Origin of the sequence: Murimonas intestini, from assembly GCF_024622195.1 — a bacterium.
In the GTDB taxonomy this organism is placed as follows: domain Bacteria; phylum Bacillota; class Clostridia; order Lachnospirales; family Lachnospiraceae; genus Murimonas; species Murimonas intestini.
Genome location: NZ_JANKBI010000019.1, coordinates 41462 through 63621, shown reverse-complemented (window position 1 = coordinate 63621; position 22160 = coordinate 41462). Strand labels below are relative to the sequence as shown.

Here is a 22160-nt window from a genome sequence, read left to right as displayed (position 1 = left end):
TTTATTACGCCTCCATATCTTTCTTATCAGCAGCTTTTTTTGCGGCAATACGTTTTTGTACATCGACCATGTCTGACTTAGTCAGGTGACAGAATTTCATTGCTATTAAAGTGCAGATCCATCCAAATATGGGAAGGCCGAACATGATGCCCGTGGTCAGCCAGAAAATTTGTGGAGTTGCAGTATCGCCAGGCTGGGGCATAGTGGCAGTATAACCAATCAGCGCCACAGAACCCGTTGCAATCACAGCGGAGAAAGCAGATACAATCTTATCAATAAAATTGTAAATACCGGTAATCAATGCCGGAACATACCGGCCGCTTCGGTCCTGTTCGTAGTCAATAATATCTGACATAAATGACGTGCTGGCGGTTGTAACACACATGTTAGCTCCATTTCTGGCCAGAATCAAAATGACATAGAGGACCATGCAAACGCCGGCTTTGGCAATTTGTTTCGGGTCAATGATAATAAAGAATCCCCATATTACAACACTGATCGCAATACAGATGCGGGTCCAGGTTATGATAGTGGCCTGACTGCCGTATTTGCCCGCGTATTTTGCACCAACGACGGCAAAGAGCAGAGAGGGAAGCATCCCTATTACACTGAGAGTGGTGGCGAGTCCCATATTCCCAATTAAAATTCCATTCAGCATGGTGGTAATGACAGCCTGTGAAGTAGTCTGCTGAGCGATTTTATCGGAGGCGGCAGATATAATGTAGCATTGAAGGGGACGGTTGTGCTTTACGATTTCAGCCATATCCCTGACTTTTAAATTTGTCTTTTCTTTTGTCAGCCCTTTAAAGTTTTCCGGTTTATCAAACTCGGACACACCGATGCAGACAAGAATCACACCAAGCGCCGCAATACACAGACACAGCTTGCAGGCAGCAGATAAGAATTCCAGATTATATGTACCGCCGAATCTGGGCAGCAGCACAACATTCAGAACAATGCTCAGTACCATGGGAAGCATATAGTTTAAAGCGGTTGACCAAACACTGATGGCAGGACGCTGCCGGGGATCATTACTGATCAATGGATTGATGGTAAGGGCAGTCATATTGGCGATTGTGTAACCGATTATGTATACAATGTAGCATAAAGTAAATACTACTATTCCAAATCCTTTTCCGGAGCCCCAGCTGAACATGGTCATCAGGGCCAGAGCCTCAATTGCAAATCCAATGATAATTAAAATACGGATTTTTCCAAACCGTGTATTGATCTTGTCATAGATAAATGCAATAAGGGGATCTGTAATACCGTCAAGTATCCGGGACCAGGTGAGGATGACTCCGACTGCTGCAGTAGCGATACCGAAGCCAAGGCTGGCACTGTAACTGGCCAGACCAATGAGAGTATAGATACTCATACCCACGAATGCATTACATGCAACCAAAATGATCTGCCAAAGCTTTGCACGGCGGTATTGTACGCCGTCAATTTCACTCTGTGATAGTTTCTTTTCTTTTCCCATAATTAGAAATCCTCCGTTTTTCACGTTTTCTCTTACTCTGTTTTCTTGATCTACAGGCAGATGTGTCTTTATCCATACTATAGCGGAGAATCTGTATCTATATAGTGCGTAAATTCGTGAATGAGTTTTGAAATTCATGTAAAATCAAATACAAACAAAATTTATGAACATAAAAATGAAAATAATAACATTTATAATTTTGTATTTTGGGCTCGGTATTCACTGGGAGACATACCGGTTTGTTTCTGGAAACATGCATAAAAGTAGCTTCTGTTTCCGAATAAAAGGTTATCACTGATTGTCTGGATATTGTCATTGGTGCCGGACAGAAGAAGCTTGGCCTGTTCGATTTTTTCGTTTAATATAAAATCATTGATGCTGATACCCAGTTCTTTTTTGAATTTATGTGAAAAATAATATTCCGAGTATCCATATTTTTCAGCAAGAGTTTTTATAGACAGAGGGGTAGTTATATTGGCTTTTATATATGCACAGGTATTTTGTACCTGGCTGGATATGTGGGAATCTTTTTTAGCCTGCTGTACCCGGTACACATAGTCGGCCAGCATGGTTTCCGACAATTTCTGGACTTCTGTGAGAGAAGTGCACTCCTCCAGCCGCGCTGCGTAGTAGTCATTTAAGTCATAGGATATGGAAGGGGTCAGACCGCCTTGGATACACGCCCTGGAGCAGAGTGTCAGAAGTACAAGAGAGTTATTTTTGTGCTGGCGCAGGGAATCGCCGGTTTCCGCATGCAAACCAGAACTCAGGGAGGCGGATTTTGCAAGTGCTTCTTTATAGCGTGGGTCACCGTCGGCCAGCATTTTGCAAAGCTGTTGTTCTGAATACCAGATTCCGGCATGTTCCAGGGATGCAGACTGGGGAAAAGTTTTCCTGGCTGTGGGAACAGTACTCTGATAAGTCAGATCATTGGAGCTGATTTTTTCACCAGTCAGACAGTAATGCAGCATAACAGCATACTGACTCAGTATATTCCCGGGAATAGTAGGAATCTGTTCAAATATTTTGGTGATCATAGAGCGCAGTTTCACTGATAATTCATAGGAATCCATATGTTTACGAAGCAGCAGATGGGAATCCCGGCCGCTGTAGATAGGTCCTATAAAATAACATTTTACCAGGAGGGGACCTTCATAATAAAAACCTGCAATCCACAGCAGGTTGGCCGGAGCTTCTAAAATAAGGGGGGTTCTTAAACCGGAAGAAATATGTTCGTCCACCAGAGGAGCAAGACCCGTATAAGATAGAAAATTTCCGGAGAAAATGCTCTGTGTCCAGTTTGTATGAAGAAACTGCAGTTTGTCATTGTACTCCCATACATATAGATCATAATTACAATTAATGAGTTCAAGATAAACAGATAATTTTTCAGATACATTCATATTAATAATCCTCCAGCGCGTAAAACCAGCAAATATGTTAGTATATTCGTAACTATTGGGCAAGTCGGTGCATTCACTGTAGTAACTGTGAAGGTACTGAGCAGTTGCGTATATTTACTATAGCGCATATCTTGAAAAATTGTAATACATATCAGCACAAAAAATCTTTCAGCAATTCATAATCTTTTATATCTTCACATCTGATGATGCCGCTGCTTAGCAGTGCAGGCTGGAATTGCAGAGATACGAAAATGTATTGGCTTAATGTGCTTTTTATAGCCAGGACATCTCCCTCTGGAGTTTCAAAGGTAACCTTGGACTGACATTCTTTTACTCTGATCAGAAAGTTTTCAAGGCAGCAATTTTCTTTTAAATGCATAATGATATCACCTTTCTTTGGATTGTATTTTTATATATAACTGTGCAGGCGCTTAACGGTAACAGTTTAGCACAGAGGGGATAATTACCATGTTAGAATATTAAAGATAATATTTATTATTTAAGTATCGCATGAAATAACATGAATAAATGAACATAAAAATGAATAGAAAAACACAAAAAAGTCTATTCAGTTTTAATATAAAACTATCAAAAATTATTTTATGTATGCAGAAGCGAAGACAACGGACAGTTGCCATGTAAGATGAGGAAAAGAGGAATAAAGCAGATGACAAAGAAAGCAGTTCAGCAGATTATGCTTGGGACCGTTACTAAAAATGAGAAACAGGCATTGGAAACATTAAAAAAGATAAAAGAAGCAGGATATGACGGAATTGAACTGAACGGGTTTATGATTCGTCCTTCCTCTTTTATGGTACGTATTCTGACAAAAGCAGCGGGCATGCCGGTGGGAAAAGGGGGAAATTTTGAATGGAAAGAATTGATGCAGCGGTCAAAACTGGAATGTGTCAGTATACACGAGGATCTGGGAACTATTGAAAGGGAACCTGAGACTGTTATCAGAGAAGCTGAGAAGTTTGGAACAGATAAAGTGGTCATTACCGGGATGTACCGGTTTGATTATTCGGACAGGAAAGCTGTGGAAAAACTGACAAAGGATTTAAACCACGCCGGAGGAATACTTAAGGAGGCAGGAATCCAGCTGTTATACCACAATCATAATTGTGAATTCAGGAAAATAGAACCTGGAAAAACGGCATATGACCTGATCATAGGGGAGACGGACCCATCCTGTGTGAATTTTGAACTGGATTCCTACTGGCCGGCGGAGGCAGGAGTTTCTGCCATTGCCCTCATGAAAAAGCTGGGAGAAAGGATGAGGTTATATCATATCAATGACCGGGGAAGCAGAATAACAGGCCCGTCAATGACACCCATATTAAAATCAGACAGCATGGAACTGGGGTATGGCAATATGGATCTGGAGGAGCTGATCCGTCAGGCTCTCAGTGTAAGGACAGAAGCGGTCATATTGGAAAGTCATAAAAACTGGGTGGATGCATCCCCGGTAAAGTCACTGCAGGTAAGTGCAGAATTTCTAAATCAGCAGATAAGACAGGAGGAGAACCATGAGTAAATTTCCAAAAGGTTTTTTAAAAGGAGCAGCAACTGCGGCTCATCAGGTAGAGGGAAACAATATAAACAGTGATTATTGGGCAATGGAGCATATGAAATATTCATCTTTTACTGAACCGTCGCTGGATGCCGTTGACCATTATCACCGGTATGAGGAAGATATCAAAATGATGGCAGAGGCCGGGCTAAATGCCTACCGTTTTTCCGTGGAATGGGCCAGGATAGAGCCGGAGCAGGGGAAATTTGATGATAGAGAAATTGAACATTACAGGAAAGTATTAGAGTGCTGCCAAAAGTATGGCATAGAACCTGTTGTGACCCTGCACCACTTTACATCGCCCAAATGGCTGATTGAAAAGGGCGGCTGGGAGCAGGAAGAAACAGTGGAGCTGTTTGCACGCTACTGCAGATATGTGGTGGAACAGTTAGGTTCCTTTATGCATTATGTCTGCACGATCAATGAAGCCAATATGGGGCTGCAGATTGCAGCCATCTCTGCCAGGTATCAGGCACAGATGATGGCGAAAATGAAGAACACCGGCGCAGGTAAAGCAGTGGAAGCGACGGCAAAAGAGACTGCAAAAGATGCAGAGGGAGCCGTGCAGGTGGGCTTGAATATGCAGAAAATGATGGAAAACATGAATAAGCAGAGAGAGGAAAATATAGAAGTGTTTAAAACCCCGGAACCACAGGTGTTTGTGAGTGCCAGAACACAAAAAGGCGATATGCTTATTATGAAAGCGCATCAGGCGGCCAAAAAAGCAATAAAAGAAGTAAATCCCCAGCTTCAGGTGGGAATTACCTTATCTTTGCATGATATTCAGGCAAAAAAAGGCGGGGAAGAAAAGGCAGCCCTGGAGTGGGAGGAAGAGTTCCTGCATTATACGCCTTTTATCCGGGATGATGATTTCTTTGGCCTTCAGAATTACACCCGTTCGGTATATGACTCTGATGGAATATGTGCTGCCCCCGCAGAAGCCGAGCTGACACAGATGGATTACGAGATATATCCCCAGGCCCTGGAAAGATGTATCCGAAGGGTATATGAGGAGCTTCAGATACCTGTTATTGTGACAGAAAATGGAATTGCTGTGGAAGATGACAGGAAACGAGTTGATTTCATTGCCTCTGCCACTGATGGAGTCGCACAATGCATCGCAGATGGGATTCCCGTGAAAGGGTATTTTTACTGGTCACTGCTGGATAATTTTGAGTGGCAGAAGGGTTATTCTATGACTTTCGGCCTGGCGGCAGTGGACCGGGACACACAGAAAAGAAACCCAAAGCCGAGCCTTGCCTATTTAGGATGTTTATAGGAAGTAAATTTCGGGAAAAGGAGTATGTATATGAAATATTATTGCAATCCCATCAATGTCCCTTATCGCTATCAGTTTAATATGGATCCGCGTGCTCACGGGAAGCTGCAGATTGACAGGGAAGCGGCTGATCCTTCTATGATTCTGTTTCAGGGAAAATATTATATATTTGCATCCATGAATCTGAGTGTCTGGGTATCTGAAGATATGGTGGACTGGCAGTCACACCGGCTGCCGGAGAATCTGCCTCTGTATGATTATGCCCCGGATGTACGGGTATGCGGTGACTATGTATATTTTTGTGCCTCTAAAAAGGGAGAAGTATGTAACTACTACAGGACAAAAGATATCATCCGGGGACCCTATGAGGAAATAAAGGGGAGCTTTGATTTTTGGGACCCTAATTTGTTTTTTGATGACGATGGAAAAATCTATTTTTACTGGGGGTGTTCCAATATTACGCCAATATGGGGCGTGGAGTTGGAGCCGGAAACAATGCTGCCTAAGACGGAGAGAATAGAACTTTTGACGGGTGCGCCCTATGAAAGAGGTTATGAACGCATGGGGGCCGATAACAGTGAATTTCCACGCAGTGAGGCGGAGATAGAACAGATGTACCGGGGATTTATAAAACAGAGCGGGATGAAGGAAGAGGAACTTCCAAAACAGTATCTTCCGCAGATCAAAGGGATGTTTACAAGACAGCCGTTTATAGAAGGGCCATGGATGGATAAGCATGAGGGGATATATTATCTGCAGTATGCCTGCCCGGGAGCAGAGTATAACGTCTATGCAGACGGTGTATATATATCCCATTCACCGTTGGGGCCGTTTACCCTTGCCAAAAACAACCCATATTCTTATCACCCGGGAGGTTTTATGCCGGGCGCCGGACATGGCTCCACCATGAGGGACAGAGAAGAAAATCTGTGGCACGCGTCAACTATGAGAATCAGCGTCAATCATCAGTTTGAACGCCGTGTTGGGATCTGGCCGGCAGGTTATGACAGGGACGGAGAGCTGTTTTGTAATCAAAACTACGGGGACTGGCCCATAGCTGTCCGGGATGGCAGGTTTGATCCCTGGTCAGAACCACAATGGTATCTCCTCAGTTATGCAAAGCCTGCTAAGGCCTCTTCCAGCGAAGAAGGAAAAGAAGCAGATAAGGCGGTAAATGAAGATGCGACGAATTGGTGGAGGGCAGAGGACAACAGGAGCGGACATTGGCTGGAGATAGATCTGGAAAAAGAAATGGATGTAAGGGCAGTACAGATAAATTTCGCAGACGATGCACTTGAAATCCCTGCACCGGGAAAAATCGGGGGAAGCGCTACCCAGCCGCGTTACATCGAAGAACGGGAACTGAGGACACGGTGGAAATTAGAAGGATCTCTTGACAAAGAACATTATTTTATGATCGAGGACAAATCCTCTGCCCAGACAGATCTCCCCCATGATTTTATTGTCAGGGAAAAGGGAATCTCCGCCCGGTATGTCCGGCTCACAATTTTGGAAGTGCCTTATGATGCAAAGCCATGTATTTCCGGTCTTCGTATCTTCGGGACAGGAAGGGGCGAAAAACCGGAAGTTCCAGTGTATCGTGCAAAAAGAAGCAGAGATGGACTGGATCTGACAGTGTCGGTCGATGGGAAAAAGGATGCAGCAGGCTGGAATATACTCTGGGGACATGAAAAAGATAAGCTTTATCACAGTTATCAGATTTATCGCAGCGTGGAGGACATCCGGGAAAATCGGGAGGCCGTTATATCGAAGCGGATAGGGGCGCTGGTGAAGTCACAGGATTATTTTGTGCGCGTGGATTCATTTAATGAGAATGGTATCAGAAAAGGAAACGTTGTGAAATTATGAGAGCGATCAATTTAAAGACAGAACATTTGAAAAACCCTCTGGGTATAGACAGCAGGCCGCCTTATCTGTCATGGAACTGCCTGGATGGGATAAAGCAGACTGCATATGAGATACAGGCAGAATCAGAGGGAAGAATCCTTTGGAACAGCGGGAAAACAGCAGGAAGTAAGATGAATGTGTTGTTTGGTGCAGAAGTTAAGAGCAGGCAGCGTATTCTTTGGAAGGTCCGTCTATGGGATGAGGATGACCGCATTGGAGAGTGGAGTACCCCGGCATTTTTTGAGATGGGTATCCTGGATAAAGAGGAGTTTGCTGCAAAATGGATCAATCCAGAATTAGAATGTGATCCTAAGATACATAAACCGGCAAGTTATCTGAAAAAGATATTTGAAGCTCCGAAAACGGACTGCGCCAGATTATATGTCACCAGCCACGGGTTATATGAAGTCTGGCTGAACGGGGAAAGAGCAGGAGATTTTGTGCTGGCACCGGGAAGCAGCACATATGACAGGAGCCTGGCATATCAGACTTACGATGTGACAGAACTTTTAAAGGAAGGGGAAAATGAAGTTCAGGTCATTTTAGGGGACGGATGGTACAGAAGCTGCTCTGGCGTTGACGGTGACAGAAACCTTTACGGGGAAGATATCGGTCTGTATTTTCAGCTGGAGGCGGACGGTAAGCCCATATGTGTATCAGATGAAACGTGGCTGGCGTCACAGCACGGTCCTCTCCGGGAAAATGATATGCAGCAGGGAGAAGTTTATGACGCCACAATAGAAGAAATTACAGATTACCATCCTGTGCGGACGGCCGATTTCGGTACAGATAACTTTGTGTGCTCCAACAGTCTGGCTGTCAGAGAAAAGGAACGTTTTCCGGGGAAGATCATCCAGACGCCAAACGGGGATACTGTGATTGACTATGGACAGAATCTGGCCGGTTATGTGGAATTTTCTTTGACCGCCCATGCAGGGGATAAAATAGTGTTAATACATGGGGAGACACTGGATGAAAACGGGAATTTTACAACAGAAAATTTTCAGGACCGGAAGCGGCATAAGGAAGGGGGGACAGAGCAGAAAGTAACCTACATATGCCGGGAAGGAGAGAACTATTATAAATCCCGTTTCACTATCTGGGGATTCCGCTATGCGAAGGTAGTGACAGATATAGACCTGCGCGGTGCAGAATTCACCTCCATTGCAGTGTATTCAGATATGGAGCAGCTCGGCTCTTTTGAGTGTTCTGATCAAAGGGTGAATCAGCTTGTCAGAAACAGTGTCTGGAGCTTAAAGTCTAATTTCTGTGATGTGCCTACGGATTGTCCAACCAGAGAGCGGGCGGCATGGACAGGAGACATGGGAGTGTTTGCCGGGACAGGTATATTTTTGGCAGATTGTTATCCGGTGATCCGTAAATGGCTGGGAGAATGCCGTCTCAACCAGTATGAAGACGGAAAAGTGGCAAATATAGCGCCAAAGAATAATGTTCCGGGCTTCTTTTCCGGGATGCTTGCCGGTTCTGTGGGCTGGGGTGATGCCTGTATTATAGTACCGTATACTTTGTATCAGAGATATGGGGACAGGCGTATTCTGGAAGAAAACTATGAAATGATGAAAAAGTGGTACCGTTTTCTGGAAGGCAGAGCTAAACAGAAACCTCTCAATCCGATAAAAAGGCTGAAAAAAAATCCATATAGGGACTATACAATTGAAACAGGAGTGGATTATGGAGAATGGTGTGAGCCGGATGTGGAGAGTACCATGGCTATGCGTACCCCTCAGGGAAAGGTTGCAACTGCCTATTTTTCCTATTCCGGCAGGCTGCTTGCCGATATTGCCCAAATTTTGGGACATGAGGATGAGGCTGACCACTATCGAAATACAGCCGAAAAGGCTAAAGAAGCGTTTCGGTTTATTGCAACAGAGGATGGGAAAATAAAGTCTGACAGACAGGCAGATTATGTACGTGCCATTTCTTTTGATTTATTAAATGAGAAAGAGAAATCGCAGGCAGCTGCAGAATTAAACCAGCTGGTGATCCGCAATGACTATCATCTGAATACAGGATTTTTGTCAACGCCTTCCCTGTGTCCAGTATTGGCGGAATATGGGTATCTGGAAACTGCTTATAGACTATTGCTCCAGGATACCATGCCTGGCTGGCTTTATGCGGTAAAAAAGGGAGCTACCACCATTTGGGAAAATTGGGATGGGATCAATGAAAAAGGAGAAGTAAAGAATTCATTAAACCATTATTCTTATGGAGCAGTATGCGGGTGGCTGTTTGAGGGGGTGTGCGGAATCCATCTGCAGGATAATCACATCACTATTCAGCCTGTGCCGGGCAAAACGCTGCAGTATGCAAAGGCGGTCTATAAATCTCCGGTCGGGGAAATCATCAGCGGATGGAAATATGAGCAGGATATGGTGGTTTATGAAATACAGATTCCGCCAAACACAGAAGCAAAGCTTATTTTACCCGATAAAGAAGAGCAGATGCTTACAGCAGGACTAAATACTATCAGGAAATTAATAAATTAAAACAAAGTGAGGATATGAGATGATTGATTTTAACAGTGTAGAAGGAAAAGTAGCAGTTGTAACAGGCGCAAGCAGAGGTATTGGTGAGGCAATCGCAAAATGTTATGCAGAAAACGGTATGAAAGTCGTATGTGCAGCAAGAAGCGAGGAGAAGGGCAATGCAGTTGTAAAGGATATTAAAGACAAGGGCGGAGATGCAATTTTTATACAGACAGACTGCAGTTCACCGGAACAGATTGAAAAGTTGATCAACCAGGCTGTCAGGCATTATGGAAGGCTGGATGGCGTAGTCAGCAATGCGGGGATAGGCATGGGCGGTACACCTGTGCACGAATATGAAACAGAGGACTATGAGAATATTTTTGATTTAAACAGCAAAGGAGTATTTGCCGGGATGAAATATGGGGCAGAAGCCATATTAAAAACAAAAAGTAAAGGGGGATTTCTGATCAATGTTGCTTCCATTGCCGGTCTGCTTCCCCAAAGGGGACAGGCACTGTATACAGCAACTAAATTCGGAGTGGTTGGAATGACCAGGGCAGCAGCGCTTGATTATGCGGAGCATGGGATCACAGTTAACGCCATTTGTCCGGGGTACACAATGACTTCTATGTTTGAAGGAATTCCGGAACAGGCAATGCAGTTTTTTGTAAAAGACTGCCCTTGCGGCCGTTTGGGGAATCCCGAGGAATGTGCATGGCTGGCTTTGTTTTTGGCAAGTGATATGGCCAGATATATTACTGGCGCCGCTATACCTGTAGACGGGGCGGTAAGCGCCGGACATATGAATGTGATTACATGGAAGCATCCTGAGATTCTGGAGTAGTTTCAGAAAAGAATTTTTTCCCGCGGGCTATGGGATTGGCAGCGCTATGTCGGTCCTGGTTCCGCCCGTACTGCGGTTCTGAATACTGAGGCTGCCCGATTCTCCGTAGTAGAGCTCAAGCCGTTCTTTTACATTGATAAGTCCAATGCTGTTGAAGCGGCTTTTTTTCCAGATATCATCAAATCGTTCCGGGGCTATTCCCGTGCCGTTGTCTTCAACTGCAATGTGCAGCCGTGTCTGGCCGCCGTTTTTTACAGTAAAGGCGTTTATATTTATCAGGCCTTCGTCTGAGTTATATAATCCGTGAAGCAGGCTGTTTTCCACAAGCGGCTGGAGGATCAGCTTTGGAACTTCGCAGGACAAGCTTACAGGGTCAGCATCCAGGTGAAGGGTCACATTACACTGCAGCATCTGCTTTTGCAGAAAGAAATAATTCTTTACATTTTCAAACTCCTGCCCGACACTTATGATATCAGCCTGCTTTGATAAGGTTGCGTTCAACAGGCGTACCAGGGCAGTGATGGTTTGGCGGATCTCATCGTTGCGGTTGAGGCGTGCCAGGACTTTTATGGAATTCAGTACATTGTATAAAAAGTGCGTATTTATCTGCATCTGCAGAAAATTGAATTCAGCAGTTCTTTTTTGTTCCTGGGAGGCAATGATCTGCCGGGCATATTTCTGTACCATCTGAATCATATCATTGTAGCTGTGTGTCAGATAAGCAATCTCATCCCTTCCTTCTACAGGGAGGGGATTTTTAAATTCTGCCTCATATGCACAGTCCATTTTCTCTTTAAGCCTGAGAATACGGTTTGTGAAAAGCCTGGAGATCAGATAAATAAAGAGCAGGCCCACAAGCAGGAATATTGATGCTATCAGCCAGTTATTAAGTATGACAGGGGACAGCTTCCCTGTGATCGAGGTGCGGCTGATAGTATGGACCATGGTCCAGCCCGTCAGCTTGAGCGGATAAAGATTTACATAGTAGTCACCGTCTTTACTGGACAGCAGCTGGCAGGAAGGGGCAGAGTCCTCGTGGACCATTTCTATAAAATCAACTGACAGAGTGTCCGCCAGGGCATCTGTAGACAGCATGATGCCCTCCTCCGGGGAGAGTATGGCAAAACTGCTGTTTCCCTGAGCCTGCTGGTAGTTTTTAAATAATTCCAGAAAAGCGTCTGACTCAATTCCCACCATGATATAACCCATGTCATCTCTGCTTCTTCTGTCCTGGAGGCGGCCGATAAGAAAAAGTGAACGGTTTAAAGCGCTTATTGAGGCTTTGTTTGCAAATGGACCCTTCCAGACAATACGCCCTTCTGAGTTGTCAAATGACCGGCTGATCTCTCTGGAAAGCTCCGGTAGGTGTTCGACCTTATCTGATGATGACGATATAGCGTCTCCATTTGGGGTTATCAGGTAAAGAGATACTGATTCATTCAGGTTCAGGTTTGACGCAGTGTGGATCTTTCTGTAGACAGTGTTGAAAAGTACGTAGTTTTCATAGGAACTTGTGGAAAAGTCCCAAAGAGAACCCGCAAATTCGTCTTTAGCTGTAAAAAACGAATTTATATCGTCATCAAAGAAAAATTCCACAAAGCTGTCATGGATCTGTCCTGAAGTAATATTGATCTTGTCCGCCACCTGTTCCAGGGCTATGGCATCAGAGTTCATATATTCTTTTATAAATATCTGGTTTATGCTGTAAGAAGTGCATGTCTGAATCACTATAATGCTTAAGAGAAATAACAGCCCATAGGTAAGTATCAGCTGTGTCTTAAACTGGAAGCAAATAAGTTTTTTAAATATTCTCATAATAAATGCTGCGGTCCTTCCTGATATTTTTTTTGCAGGATTTTCTGCTTTTTCTGGTATTCTTTAGGGGTGCATCCCGTATTTTCCTTAAATTTCTTAATAAAATAGCTCAGATTCTGGTAGCCTGTTTTTTCTGCAATGACATGAATATGTTCATCAGAGTGCAGCAGGTATTCCCTGGCCTGCTTCATCCGGAGGGACGTTACATACTTACTGAAATTTATACCTTTTTCTGAAGCAAACAGGCGGGAGAGGTAGTAGTAGCTTACATTGACTTCTTCAGCTGCCTTCTGCAGTGTCAGGTCAGGGTCGGACAAATGTGTCAGGATATAATTTGTTACAGCTTCCAGCAGAGTCTGTTTTTCACAATAAATTTTTTCAAACAGAGAATTATTTATATCAGAAAAAAATTCCGTGAAATAGTCTTTCAGCTGTGAGAGATCCCTGCAGCGCCCAAGTGTACTTTTGAAAGAATGTTTGGGAGCGGGGAAGCTGCCCGCATGCCTTGTATAGATATCGCAGGTCTGGTCGTAAAGCTGAAGCAGCAGGCGGATTATCTCATCGTGCGGAAGCTGGTTCTTTTGTGCAAGAGTAAAGATACGGCTGATGATCTCTTCACATGTTTCAATATCAAATACCGTATATGCCTCGCCAAACTTAAATACCAGCTGGCTGGTAACGGCAGTCAGTCCGGGGGCCGTTAAATGTTTGTGTCTCTCCAGGATCTGTGTTTTATGCTGGTCCATTGAGGAGAGGATATCTTCAAATTCAATCTCAGCCTTCAGCAGATAATCATTTGCGCCAAGGCGCAGCGCTTCACGGGCATAAGAGAACTCATTATAAGCAGAAACAATGATGACCACAAGATCTTTGCTGCTCTGCCGAAGCTCCTTTAGGAGGTCAAGCCCGCTTAATCCGGGCATATTGATATCCAGTATGACGATATCAGGCTGGAGCTGCCTGTAAACTTCCATGAAGGATTCAGGATTACGGACAGTCCCTGCAATTTCGTAACCATGCTTTTCCCAGTCGATAGAAAACTTAAAGCCCTGAAGCATCAGAGCATCATCGTCAACTAATAAAATACGGATCATTAGAGCCTTCCTCCTTGCAGACAGTATTGGACAGCAGCGGCCATGTCATATAGTTATTTGAATTATAGCATGCTTTGAAAATGATAACAGAAAGCAGAAGGCAAGACAGCAAATTTATTTTATATAACAACAAAAAAGTGGTATATATTCCGTTAAGATGACAAAAATCTGGGATTATCGGGCAAGGGTGTTATTAGTTCTGTCTAAACAGCCATGATATAATATTTCTATCAAGTAAACGCAGATGCAGCGAACTGTGGGAGATCCTGAAACAGGATCAGAAAGGATGGAGATCATGAAAAGTAAATTATTTAAGGGTCTATGTACCTTTGCAGCAGTAACGATGGCGGCGGCAGGGCTGGCGGGATGTTCAGGCAAAGGCCAGCAGGATACGAAACCGACAGTGCAGAAGGAAGATACCGGACAGAAGGAGATTCAGGAGAGCGAAGGTCAGAAACAGGGGCAGGAGACTGAGAAAGAGAAAAAAGATACGGCTGGGGGTGATAAGATCACTATTACCTTTCAGCGTCAGTCAGCAGTCAAGGCCGGAATGCAGGAGCGCATTGATGCATTTAATGCCTCTCAGGATGAGATAGAGGTTAAACTGATCGCAACTACAGATCATGTACAGAATATGCAGAAGCTCCAGCTGTCTACGGCATCAGGACAGGCTCCAAATATTGTGGCAGTCAATTATATTGATGTGGAGAATGCGGCTAAGCTTTATGATTATCTGGATTTTAATGAGCTGCTTCCTGAATACGGGGATTATACAGTGGATAACTGGCTGGGGGATCTGCCGAAGTACGGAAATATAGAGGGGCGGCAGATATCACTTCCTTATTTCTCAAATAACCTCTATCTCCATTACAACAAGAAGCTTTTTAAGGATGCGGGACTTGATCCTGAAAAGCCGCCTCAGACCTGGGATGAATTAAAGGAATATGCGCTTAAGATCAAAGAGAAGACAGGTAAGGTGGGATTCTCCTGGGGCCAGAATGATTCCTACTATGAAGTAAACACCTGGGCATATCTGAACTTTGTATACCAGGATAACGGGATCGTGTGGGATGATGAGGTTACGGAATGCAGGCTGGGAGATAAAGAGGGAAGAGAATCCCTGGAATATCTGATGGATCTGCTGGAGAGCGGGGCATCCACTATGGAACTGCCGGAGAATGGTTTTGAGAGCGGTTCAATAGGGATGATCCTTTATGGAAGCTGGCAGCTTGATCCTTATACAGAGGCATTGGGAGATGACTATGGGAGCGCGCTCATGCCTGTGCCGGAAGGCGGCAGGAAGGCAACGATGGCGGGCGGCGAGCATCTGATGATACTGGATTCCGGGGATGAAAAAATTAATGAGGCAGCCTACAAGGTATTTAAGTGGCTTGTATCACCTGAGGAGATGGCCCACGTCTGCAAGAAGGAAGGGGCAGTGCCTGTTACTGATTTCTGCAGAGACAGCAGTGCATTTGACGAACTGAAGAAAAACGCATCTTATCAGACGTCCATGGACAATGTACAGTATTCAGTATTCTATCCGGCGCCTGCATCATATGCGGAGATGTCCACAGCTATCTATAATAATCTGACAAAGGCGTATTTTAAAGAGTCCACAGTTGATGAGGTAATTGATAACATGGTGAAAGAGGTAAATGATATTATCGCCAAACAGAAGAAGTAGGAGAGGATAAGATCATGAAGGAAAGGCTGAGTGTAAGACAGAAAAAAGAGATGAGGGATGCATATATATTCCTGGCTCCCTGTGTTATTTTCTTTGCGGTGTTTGTCCTGTACCCCTTTGCGTACAGCCTGTATCTGAGCCTCAGCCAATGGGATGGAGGAAAGATCACTAATATCACGTTCTCCGGGCTGGATAATTATAAAAGGGTTTTTGCGGATAAGGATTTCTACAATTCCCTGAAGGGAACTCTTGTGTATACAGTGGGGATCAATCTTATACTGATCTTTGCCAGTACATTTCTGGCAATTGTCCTTAATAAAAAGCGTCCGTTCAAGAATTTCTTTAAAGCAGCTTTTTTTATACCGGTGGTGCTGCCCACGACAGTATGCGCGGCTATGTTCAAGTGGATATTCAGCGCCGGGGACGGGCTGTTTAACCTGGCCTTAAATGCCGTGGGGCTTCCGGGCCAGGCCTGGTTCCAGTCGCCTGACCTGGCGATGCCCTCCATCCTTATTATGAGTACATGGAAATGGATCGGCTACAATATGGTTATCATAATTGCCGCCCTTCAGGGGATACCGGAAGAATATTATGAGGTCGGAAGGATCGAGGGGGTGAACTGGTATACAAAGTTCAGATATATCACCCTGCCCAGTATAAAGCCAACCCTGTGGTTTGTAATTATTATTGGAATCATCAATTCATTCCAGGTATTCGACCAGGTATATCTTCTGACAAGGGGAGGCCCGCTGAACAGGACAATGGTTCTCGTCTATTATATGTATGTCCATGCTTTTGAATATTACGACCTGAGCTATGCGTCGGCTGTTGCATGGGTGTTGTTTGTGATCTTGTTTATATTGACTGCCTTTCAGATGAAGCTGTCAAAAGCAGAGAAATAGGAGGGAAAGTATGAAAGCTGCAGCAGGGCATACTTTAAAAAATGCTGTTTATAAAAAGCATGCGGGAAATATAATAAGCTTTGTGCTTTTGATGGCAGGTTCTGTAATTATGCTGATACCGATTTTTTGGATGCTTTCCACAGCGTTTAAGGAGCAGGGGCAGATATGGAACGTTCCGCCTGTGTGGATTCCGGTGCCCATAATACTGGATAACTTCAGGGATGTTTTTGAGATACTTCCAGTGGACAGACTGTTCTGTAATTCTGTACTGGTGTCTGTCATCACCACGATTATTCAGCTCATCACTTCCTGCATGGGTGCTTATGCGTTTGCAAGGCTGAATTTCAAGGGAAAAAATGTGATTTTTTTGTTTTTTATGGCATCAATGATGATACCAAGGTACATATTGACGATACCGCTTTTTCTTATTTTTAACCAGCTCAGACTGGGAAATACCATGACTGCTCTGATTCTGCCGGGGTGTGTCAGCGCATTTTCAGTTTTTCTGCTCAGACAGTTTATCGAAGAGCTGCCGCAGGAATTTGACGAAGCGGCTACTATTGACGGAGCCAGCCGCTGGAAGATATTGTTCAGGATCATCATACCGCTTGCAAAGCCCGGACTCATGACTCTTATCATCTTTGCATTTATGAACGTATGGAATGATTTCTTCTGGCCGCTGGTCATTATAAATGATACGGAAAAAATGACACTGCAGGTGGGGATGGCCTTTTATATGGGGGCAAAGAAAGTAGAATGGGGGCCAATAATGGCGCTCGCCAGCTGCTGCTCTGTGCCGATCATGATGCTGTACTTATTTGCACAAAAAAGCTTTATGGCCGGGATAACGGCAGGAGGTGTGAAAGGATGAATTATAATTGTTTTCAGGAAATGTATGATAAGGCGGAAAAATCTCTGTATTATAAAGCCGGGTATGATGATGAAAGTGAGGTAAAGAATAAAGCGCTGAGTGAGCGTCTTTTATTCACCCAGTCTAATCTGCGGGTACTGGCCGGCCAGGATACAATGGGGAGACTGTATTTTGTATCCTGCCCTCATAAAAGGGACTACGCCCTTCCCACCATGCGTATGGATCAGGATAATTATATCACCGCCTGTCCCGGCATGTTTTATCAGACTAATATTACTCTTCTTCTGGGAAAAATGACATACAGTCTGACTGACTCAGAGGGCAGATGTTATCAGGCAGCCAATATTCACAGCACTACTGAATATCTCGACTATTACCTGCCCTGCACAAGGACAGACTATGAGGATATCTCTGTGCAGGTGGTCAGTATCGCTCCGGTACTGGAGGAGGGCGCCCATGCAGCTCTGGCTCCCCTGCCCCTTCCGGGACCTTCAGGATGTCTTTATTCAATGACTGTCAGGAATACGGGAAAAAAGCCATTTACAGGAAATGTAGCCCTGAGTCTTCACAATTGTTTTATGGAACCATATGAACTGGCCGGAAAAGCAGTAGAAGAGCGGACTTTTGAGATGGAGCATGTGAGAACAGACAAAGGGCTTTTAATGCTGTATGGGGAGGACGGTGCTGCTGCAGTCCACATGGAGGGCGGACATTGGGACAAAAATTATGTTTCTGTGCGCAGCATAGAAGTGGATCCGGGTGAGGAGGTAACTATCACAGCAAGGGTTGCTGCAGCAGAAAGGAAAGATGAGATAAATGAGGCTTTATGCATTTTATATATGCATGACGCCCTGGAATGGATAAATATCACTTCGAACTTCTGGAGAAGCAGGATCGGGAGGCTGCAGACTGAGGTAGATGGCTGCGGAGAGATCCTGGAAAAGCAGAGGGATATAGTTATACGAAGTGTTCTGGATAATTTCAACTGTCTGCAGGCAGACAGGGAAGGGCGGCTCTGTGTGCACTGGCAGGGAGCACCCTCACACAATATAGGAAGGTTCTGGGGGATAGATTTCGAACCTACTTCCATAAGCGTCATGTATTTTCTGCCGGAGCTTGGCAGGATGCTGCTGGATTATATTACTGCAAGAAATGAACCCAGATATTCTGTGTATCCCGATCACTCTGCGCCAATCCTGTGCGCACCGTTAATTGCAGCCAGAAAGTATGCTGAGTTTACAGGGGACTTAAAGTGGTTCAGGCAGTGTCCCGGACTCTGGGAGAGACTGGTGGAGATATACAGGAAGCTCATATCATTCAAGGCTGCTGATTCTAATCTTATCTCATCACATTTCTCAAGCGATGGGCTTGTGATGAACAGGTATGACAATGGGACTAATGTAAAAATATGGTATGCCATAGACGGATTTGCGCAGCTTTGCGCTCTTCTTGAGGAAGATATTGCTGTGGAGGCTGCGGAGTTTGCAGATAAACTAAAATCAGATATACAGGATCTGCTGGAGGCGGAAGGGCCGTTTGGACGCCAGATTAAGGGCGGGATCAATGGCAGAAAAGAGGACTTTTATCTCAACGGCGATCTGTACTACTATGACGGGGAGGATTCAGCCAGCTGCATGGCTCCGGTATATGGCATTTATGGATTTGATTATGAACCCTGGGTGAACTATCACAGGTTTGCAAGATCGCTGTTTGCCAGCAATTATAATCCCGAGATGGGTACTCTGCGCTGGTTCCCTTATGGGGGAGCAAATGACGGCACTGCATATGTATCGCAGCTTGGCGGGAGTGTGACAAGAGAGGAACAGAGGGCATCACTGGAGAATCTGCTGAACAGAAGCGTAGACTTTACAGGCTCTGTATACTGGTGGCCCCTGGGAGAGAACTTTGTCAGACGGATCAGCAGATGCAGTCAGGGACAGGGCTTTCTTGTATGGCAGTATCTGCAGCAGTGGATAGGCCTGCAGGCTGATATGACAAGCAGAAGGATCAGGATCGCACCAGGAGGTCTGCCCCGGAAGATTTCCTGGGAAAATGGCAGGATAGGCAATTTTGTATTTGATTTTTATTATGAGGAGAATGAGCGGGGGACTCATATCCGGCTGTTAAACAAGGGTGCTGTGGAGTGGACAGTAGAAACAGGCCTGAGAAAATACGATACCGGAGCAGGGGCGGTGATCTGGCAGGAGAGCAGGTGTCTGAAGCCATATGGAAGTATTGAGGCGGATTTTGCAGCTCTGCAGGCGGGAGCGCCGGATGCAGCGGCGGATATAGATATAGAGAGGACAGAGTGTGAGGCATTCTGCCAAAATACAGACCATGCCCTGGATCATATTGGGTACCATATGCCTCTGTGTGAGACACAGGAAAGTCCTGTCATAGTCATGCAGTACGTCCTGTACACGAAAAGGGTGATGGAAGATGTGAGGATCACCGCAGAAGGCCCCTCCGGATGGAGATTCAGGGAGAAAGCAGCAGGCATGTGGGACGACAGTCAAGAAGTGGCTGATACACAGCTTCAGACAGACCTGGGTACATGCCAGCCGTGGAAGCGTCATGTAATTCCGTTCTGGGTCAAATTAAATCAGGATGAAGAATACAGGGAGGTATGGTTCCAGCGGCATCCTCTGGCTCTGTGGAGACAGGAGGATGAGGATGTTCTGTATGTTCAGTCTGATAGGAAGAAAGAAGAGGAAAGCCTTACCGTTACTCTGACATGGAGGGAGGGGGATGAAAGGCTGGAAGAAAAGAAAGAGATCCCTGTACGGTACTGTCTTAAGCAGGAGAGGGATATCCTGGTGAAAAAGATATTGGGAGGGAGGAATGTGTGCGATTAAGTAGAAAATAGAGATGCGGCGGATTACTGCATCTCTATTTTGGGGTTTATGAGAAAGGACGGAGGATTCTGTGCCATATAAATAGTTATAAAAATATGTGAAAAAAGATGAAAAAAGATGACAATTATTGGCGAATGATGTATAATTAGTACAAATTATAAAACCTAGGGAGGCTTAAAGATGAGAAGAAAGATGGTTAAGGTATTGATGTCCGGTATGGTTATTGGATGTCTGAGTTTTAGTATGCCGGTGTTTGCTTCTGCAGCAGGAACGGTAAGTTTAGAAGACCAGGTCAGCACTCTGGAATCAGAGAAGGCAGCTCTTCAGGACCAGGTGGATCAATTGGAGTCTGAAAAAGCAGCGTTGGAGGATCAGGTAGAGCAGTTAGAGTCAGAGAAAGCCGTGCTGGAGGATAAGGTTAAGGCTTTAGAGAGTGAAAATGGAGAAGAAGGAAGCACAGAAGCACTGCAGACGGAGGTTGTCGGTACAGAATATACGGATTCTTCAATTGTCCAAATAGTACAGAAGGCACTCAATGACAATGGATTTGATTGTGGTACGCCCGATGGTGTGCCCGGGTCAAAGACATCTGAATCTATTAAGATGTACCAGAAAGAAAAAGGAATCAATGTAAACGGAGTAATTACTGACGAGTTGCTAGAGTCACTGGGAGTTGCCGACAAAGTTAAAGATGCGGCTGAGAAAGAGTCACAGATGAAGGACTACAGCAGCGAATACACATACACACAGATAGCCCGTGACCCTGATTCCTATTCTGGAAAGAAGATGACCTTTAAAGGGAAAGTGCTGCAGGAGGGAGATGCAGGTTCAGGCCTGAAATATGTGAGGCTGGCCATCAACTCTGACTACGACCAGGTTATGTTTATAACATATGCCTCTGATGTAGTTGAGTACCGTATCCTGGATGATGATATTATAACGATCTATGGTTCCTGTTTAGGAAATTATAGCTATGAAACCGTTATGGGCGCTACAGTGACAATACCATGGATTAATGCCGATATTATAGACATGAGTGATGTTGCAATGTAATATATAGTTAAGTGCCATGGGTTTTAGATGGTATACTTTAACTGCAATGAAAGTGCTGGAAACGGCTATAGGGTTTCCAGCACTGCCTTTCTTTCCTGAATATAAGACTAACGCCGCTATAGGCATAGTATGGCATTCTTCGTATTCCTCATTCAAGCCAATCACGTTTCATAGTCGGCAGGGTTCAGCCGTTTAATTTCCTGCCACACATGACGCTTATACGAGGGCAGGTCAGATATATATTCACAGCCGACTTTTCCCTTCATATCTTTAAAATACCTTCATAAAATAAAGTCATTCCATCTGAAATTCATATTTTAAAATCTTTGCGCATTTCAGCAATCGTCTGTTCTATCGGTTTTGTGCGCCCTGCCAATAAATCCGCATATCCTTTCTCAAGTTCTGCATTTAATTCTTCCTCTGTAAGTTCGCCCATACAAACAGGTTTTTCATAAGGAAGCCGAACTTCAAAAGGCAATCCCTTTTTTAATACAATCTGTTTAAAGAACATATCAATCGCATTTGATGTGGGAATACCAAGTGCGGATAAAATGCTTTCTGCCTGTTCCTTTAAAACAGGGTCAATCCTTGCATATACGCTGGCTGATTTTGCCATAACAACCGCTCCTTTCCCAGAAATAGTCTTTCTGTTTCCATGTTTATTATACTACAATGTATTGATATAAGCGATACGTTTTATGTTCAGATAATCTTATTGAACAGCTCAAAATTACTGTTCACAGCTGTTGTCCCGCGAGGCGAGCCACAAATAAAATAGAAGCATACCGCTTTTGGATTTCCAGCTCTGATTTTAATCGAAATATATTAGGATAAAAAAGAAATTTATTCCACTTAAAAGCTAAACAGCAGTTGATATAATAAGAGTAACTATTCAGCAGGGATG

Annotated in this window: 15 protein-coding genes and 1 pseudogene; 10 read left to right on the top strand and 6 right to left on the bottom strand. The window is 44.4% G+C overall.

Translation table 11 applies throughout. The annotated features are described in order from the left end of the window. Nucleotides 1-4: 4 nt before the first annotated feature. Together NSB28_RS20885 and NSB28_RS20880 are read right to left on the bottom strand one after the other, a co-directional pair. The gene (locus NSB28_RS20885; protein WP_109625904.1) at nucleotides 5-1483 is read right to left on the bottom strand and encodes an MFS transporter; all 1479 of its coding nucleotides are present in this window, start codon (nucleotides 1481-1483) and stop codon (nucleotides 5-7) included. A gap of 191 nt (nucleotides 1484-1674) precedes the next feature. Further along, a complete protein-coding gene (locus NSB28_RS20880) occupies nucleotides 1675-2886 on the bottom strand; it encodes a helix-turn-helix transcriptional regulator (RefSeq protein ID WP_257497759.1) in 1212 nt (403 codons plus the stop codon). Nucleotides 2887-3553: 667 nt separating this feature from the next. Between NSB28_RS20880 and NSB28_RS20875 the strand changes: the two genes are divergently transcribed. The 5 genes from NSB28_RS20875 to NSB28_RS20855 are packed head-to-tail and all read left to right on the top strand — an operon-like array spanning nucleotide 3554 to nucleotide 10979. Further along, entirely contained in the window at nucleotides 3554-4423 is an 870-nt protein-coding gene (locus tag NSB28_RS20875; RefSeq protein ID WP_109625902.1) for a sugar phosphate isomerase/epimerase family protein, read from the top strand. Beyond that, entirely contained in the window at nucleotides 4416-5738 is a 1323-nt protein-coding gene (locus NSB28_RS20870) for a glycoside hydrolase family 1 protein (protein WP_109625901.1), read from the top strand. Before NSB28_RS20875 ends, NSB28_RS20870 begins: the two co-directional genes overlap by 8 nt. Before the next feature lie 30 nt (nucleotides 5739-5768). After that, complete coding sequence (locus NSB28_RS20865) at nucleotides 5769-7607, top strand: family 43 glycosylhydrolase (RefSeq protein ID WP_109625900.1); 1839 nt, start codon at nucleotides 5769-5771, stop codon at nucleotides 7605-7607. Next, complete coding sequence (locus NSB28_RS20860) at nucleotides 7604-10153, top strand: family 78 glycoside hydrolase catalytic domain (RefSeq protein WP_109625899.1); 2550 nt, start codon at nucleotides 7604-7606, stop codon at nucleotides 10151-10153. The genes NSB28_RS20865 and NSB28_RS20860 overlap by 4 nt, the downstream gene beginning before the upstream one ends. A 19-nt stretch (nucleotides 10154-10172) precedes the next feature. Then, a complete protein-coding gene (locus NSB28_RS20855) occupies nucleotides 10173-10979 on the top strand; it encodes an SDR family NAD(P)-dependent oxidoreductase (RefSeq protein ID WP_109625898.1) in 807 nt (268 codons plus the stop codon). A gap of 27 nt (nucleotides 10980-11006) precedes the next feature. Here NSB28_RS20855 and NSB28_RS20850 read toward each other — a convergent pair whose 3' ends face one another. Both NSB28_RS20850 and NSB28_RS20845 read right to left on the bottom strand, forming a co-directional pair. Then, entirely contained in the window at nucleotides 11007-12794 is a 1788-nt protein-coding gene (locus tag NSB28_RS20850; protein WP_109625897.1) for a sensor histidine kinase, read from the bottom strand. Next, entirely contained in the window at nucleotides 12791-13888 is a 1098-nt protein-coding gene (locus NSB28_RS20845; RefSeq protein ID WP_109625896.1) for a response regulator transcription factor, read from the bottom strand. Before NSB28_RS20845 ends, NSB28_RS20850 begins: the two co-directional genes overlap by 4 nt. 295 nt (nucleotides 13889-14183) lie before the next feature. On the opposite strand from NSB28_RS20845, the gene NSB28_RS20840 reads away from it, so the two are divergent. The 5 genes from NSB28_RS20840 (at nucleotide 14184) to NSB28_RS20820 (ending at nucleotide 21256) form a co-directional block, all read left to right on the top strand. Next, nucleotides 14184-15575: an ABC transporter substrate-binding protein gene (locus tag NSB28_RS20840; protein ID WP_257497758.1), complete on the top strand. Its 1392-nt coding sequence runs from the start codon at nucleotides 14184-14186 to the stop codon at nucleotides 15573-15575. Between the two features lie 14 nt (nucleotides 15576-15589). Next, the gene (locus NSB28_RS20835; protein ID WP_109625894.1) at nucleotides 15590-16477 is read left to right on the top strand and encodes a carbohydrate ABC transporter permease; all 888 of its coding nucleotides are present in this window, start codon (nucleotides 15590-15592) and stop codon (nucleotides 16475-16477) included. 10 nt (nucleotides 16478-16487) lie between these two features. Beyond that, nucleotides 16488-17348: a carbohydrate ABC transporter permease gene (locus NSB28_RS20830; protein ID WP_109625893.1), complete on the top strand. Its 861-nt coding sequence runs from the start codon at nucleotides 16488-16490 to the stop codon at nucleotides 17346-17348. Beyond that, a complete protein-coding gene (locus NSB28_RS20825) occupies nucleotides 17345-20203 on the top strand; it encodes a hypothetical protein (protein ID WP_109625892.1) in 2859 nt (952 codons plus the stop codon). Before NSB28_RS20830 ends, NSB28_RS20825 begins: the two co-directional genes overlap by 4 nt. A 180-nt stretch (nucleotides 20204-20383) precedes the next feature. Continuing rightward, a complete protein-coding gene (locus NSB28_RS20820) occupies nucleotides 20384-21256 on the top strand; it encodes a peptidoglycan-binding protein (protein ID WP_109625891.1) in 873 nt (290 codons plus the stop codon). Between the two features lie 167 nt (nucleotides 21257-21423). On the opposite strand, the pseudogene NSB28_RS20815 reads toward NSB28_RS20820, so the two are convergent. Both NSB28_RS20815 and NSB28_RS20810 read right to left on the bottom strand, forming a co-directional pair. Next, nucleotides 21424-21522 (bottom strand): annotated as a pseudogene (locus NSB28_RS20815) (conjugal transfer protein); the annotation flags it as partial. Nucleotides 21523-21566: 44 nt separating this feature from the next. Next, nucleotides 21567-21872: a type II toxin-antitoxin system RelB/DinJ family antitoxin gene (locus NSB28_RS20810; RefSeq protein ID WP_109625890.1), complete on the bottom strand. Its 306-nt coding sequence runs from the start codon at nucleotides 21870-21872 to the stop codon at nucleotides 21567-21569. Nucleotides 21873-22160 lie beyond the last annotated feature (288 nt).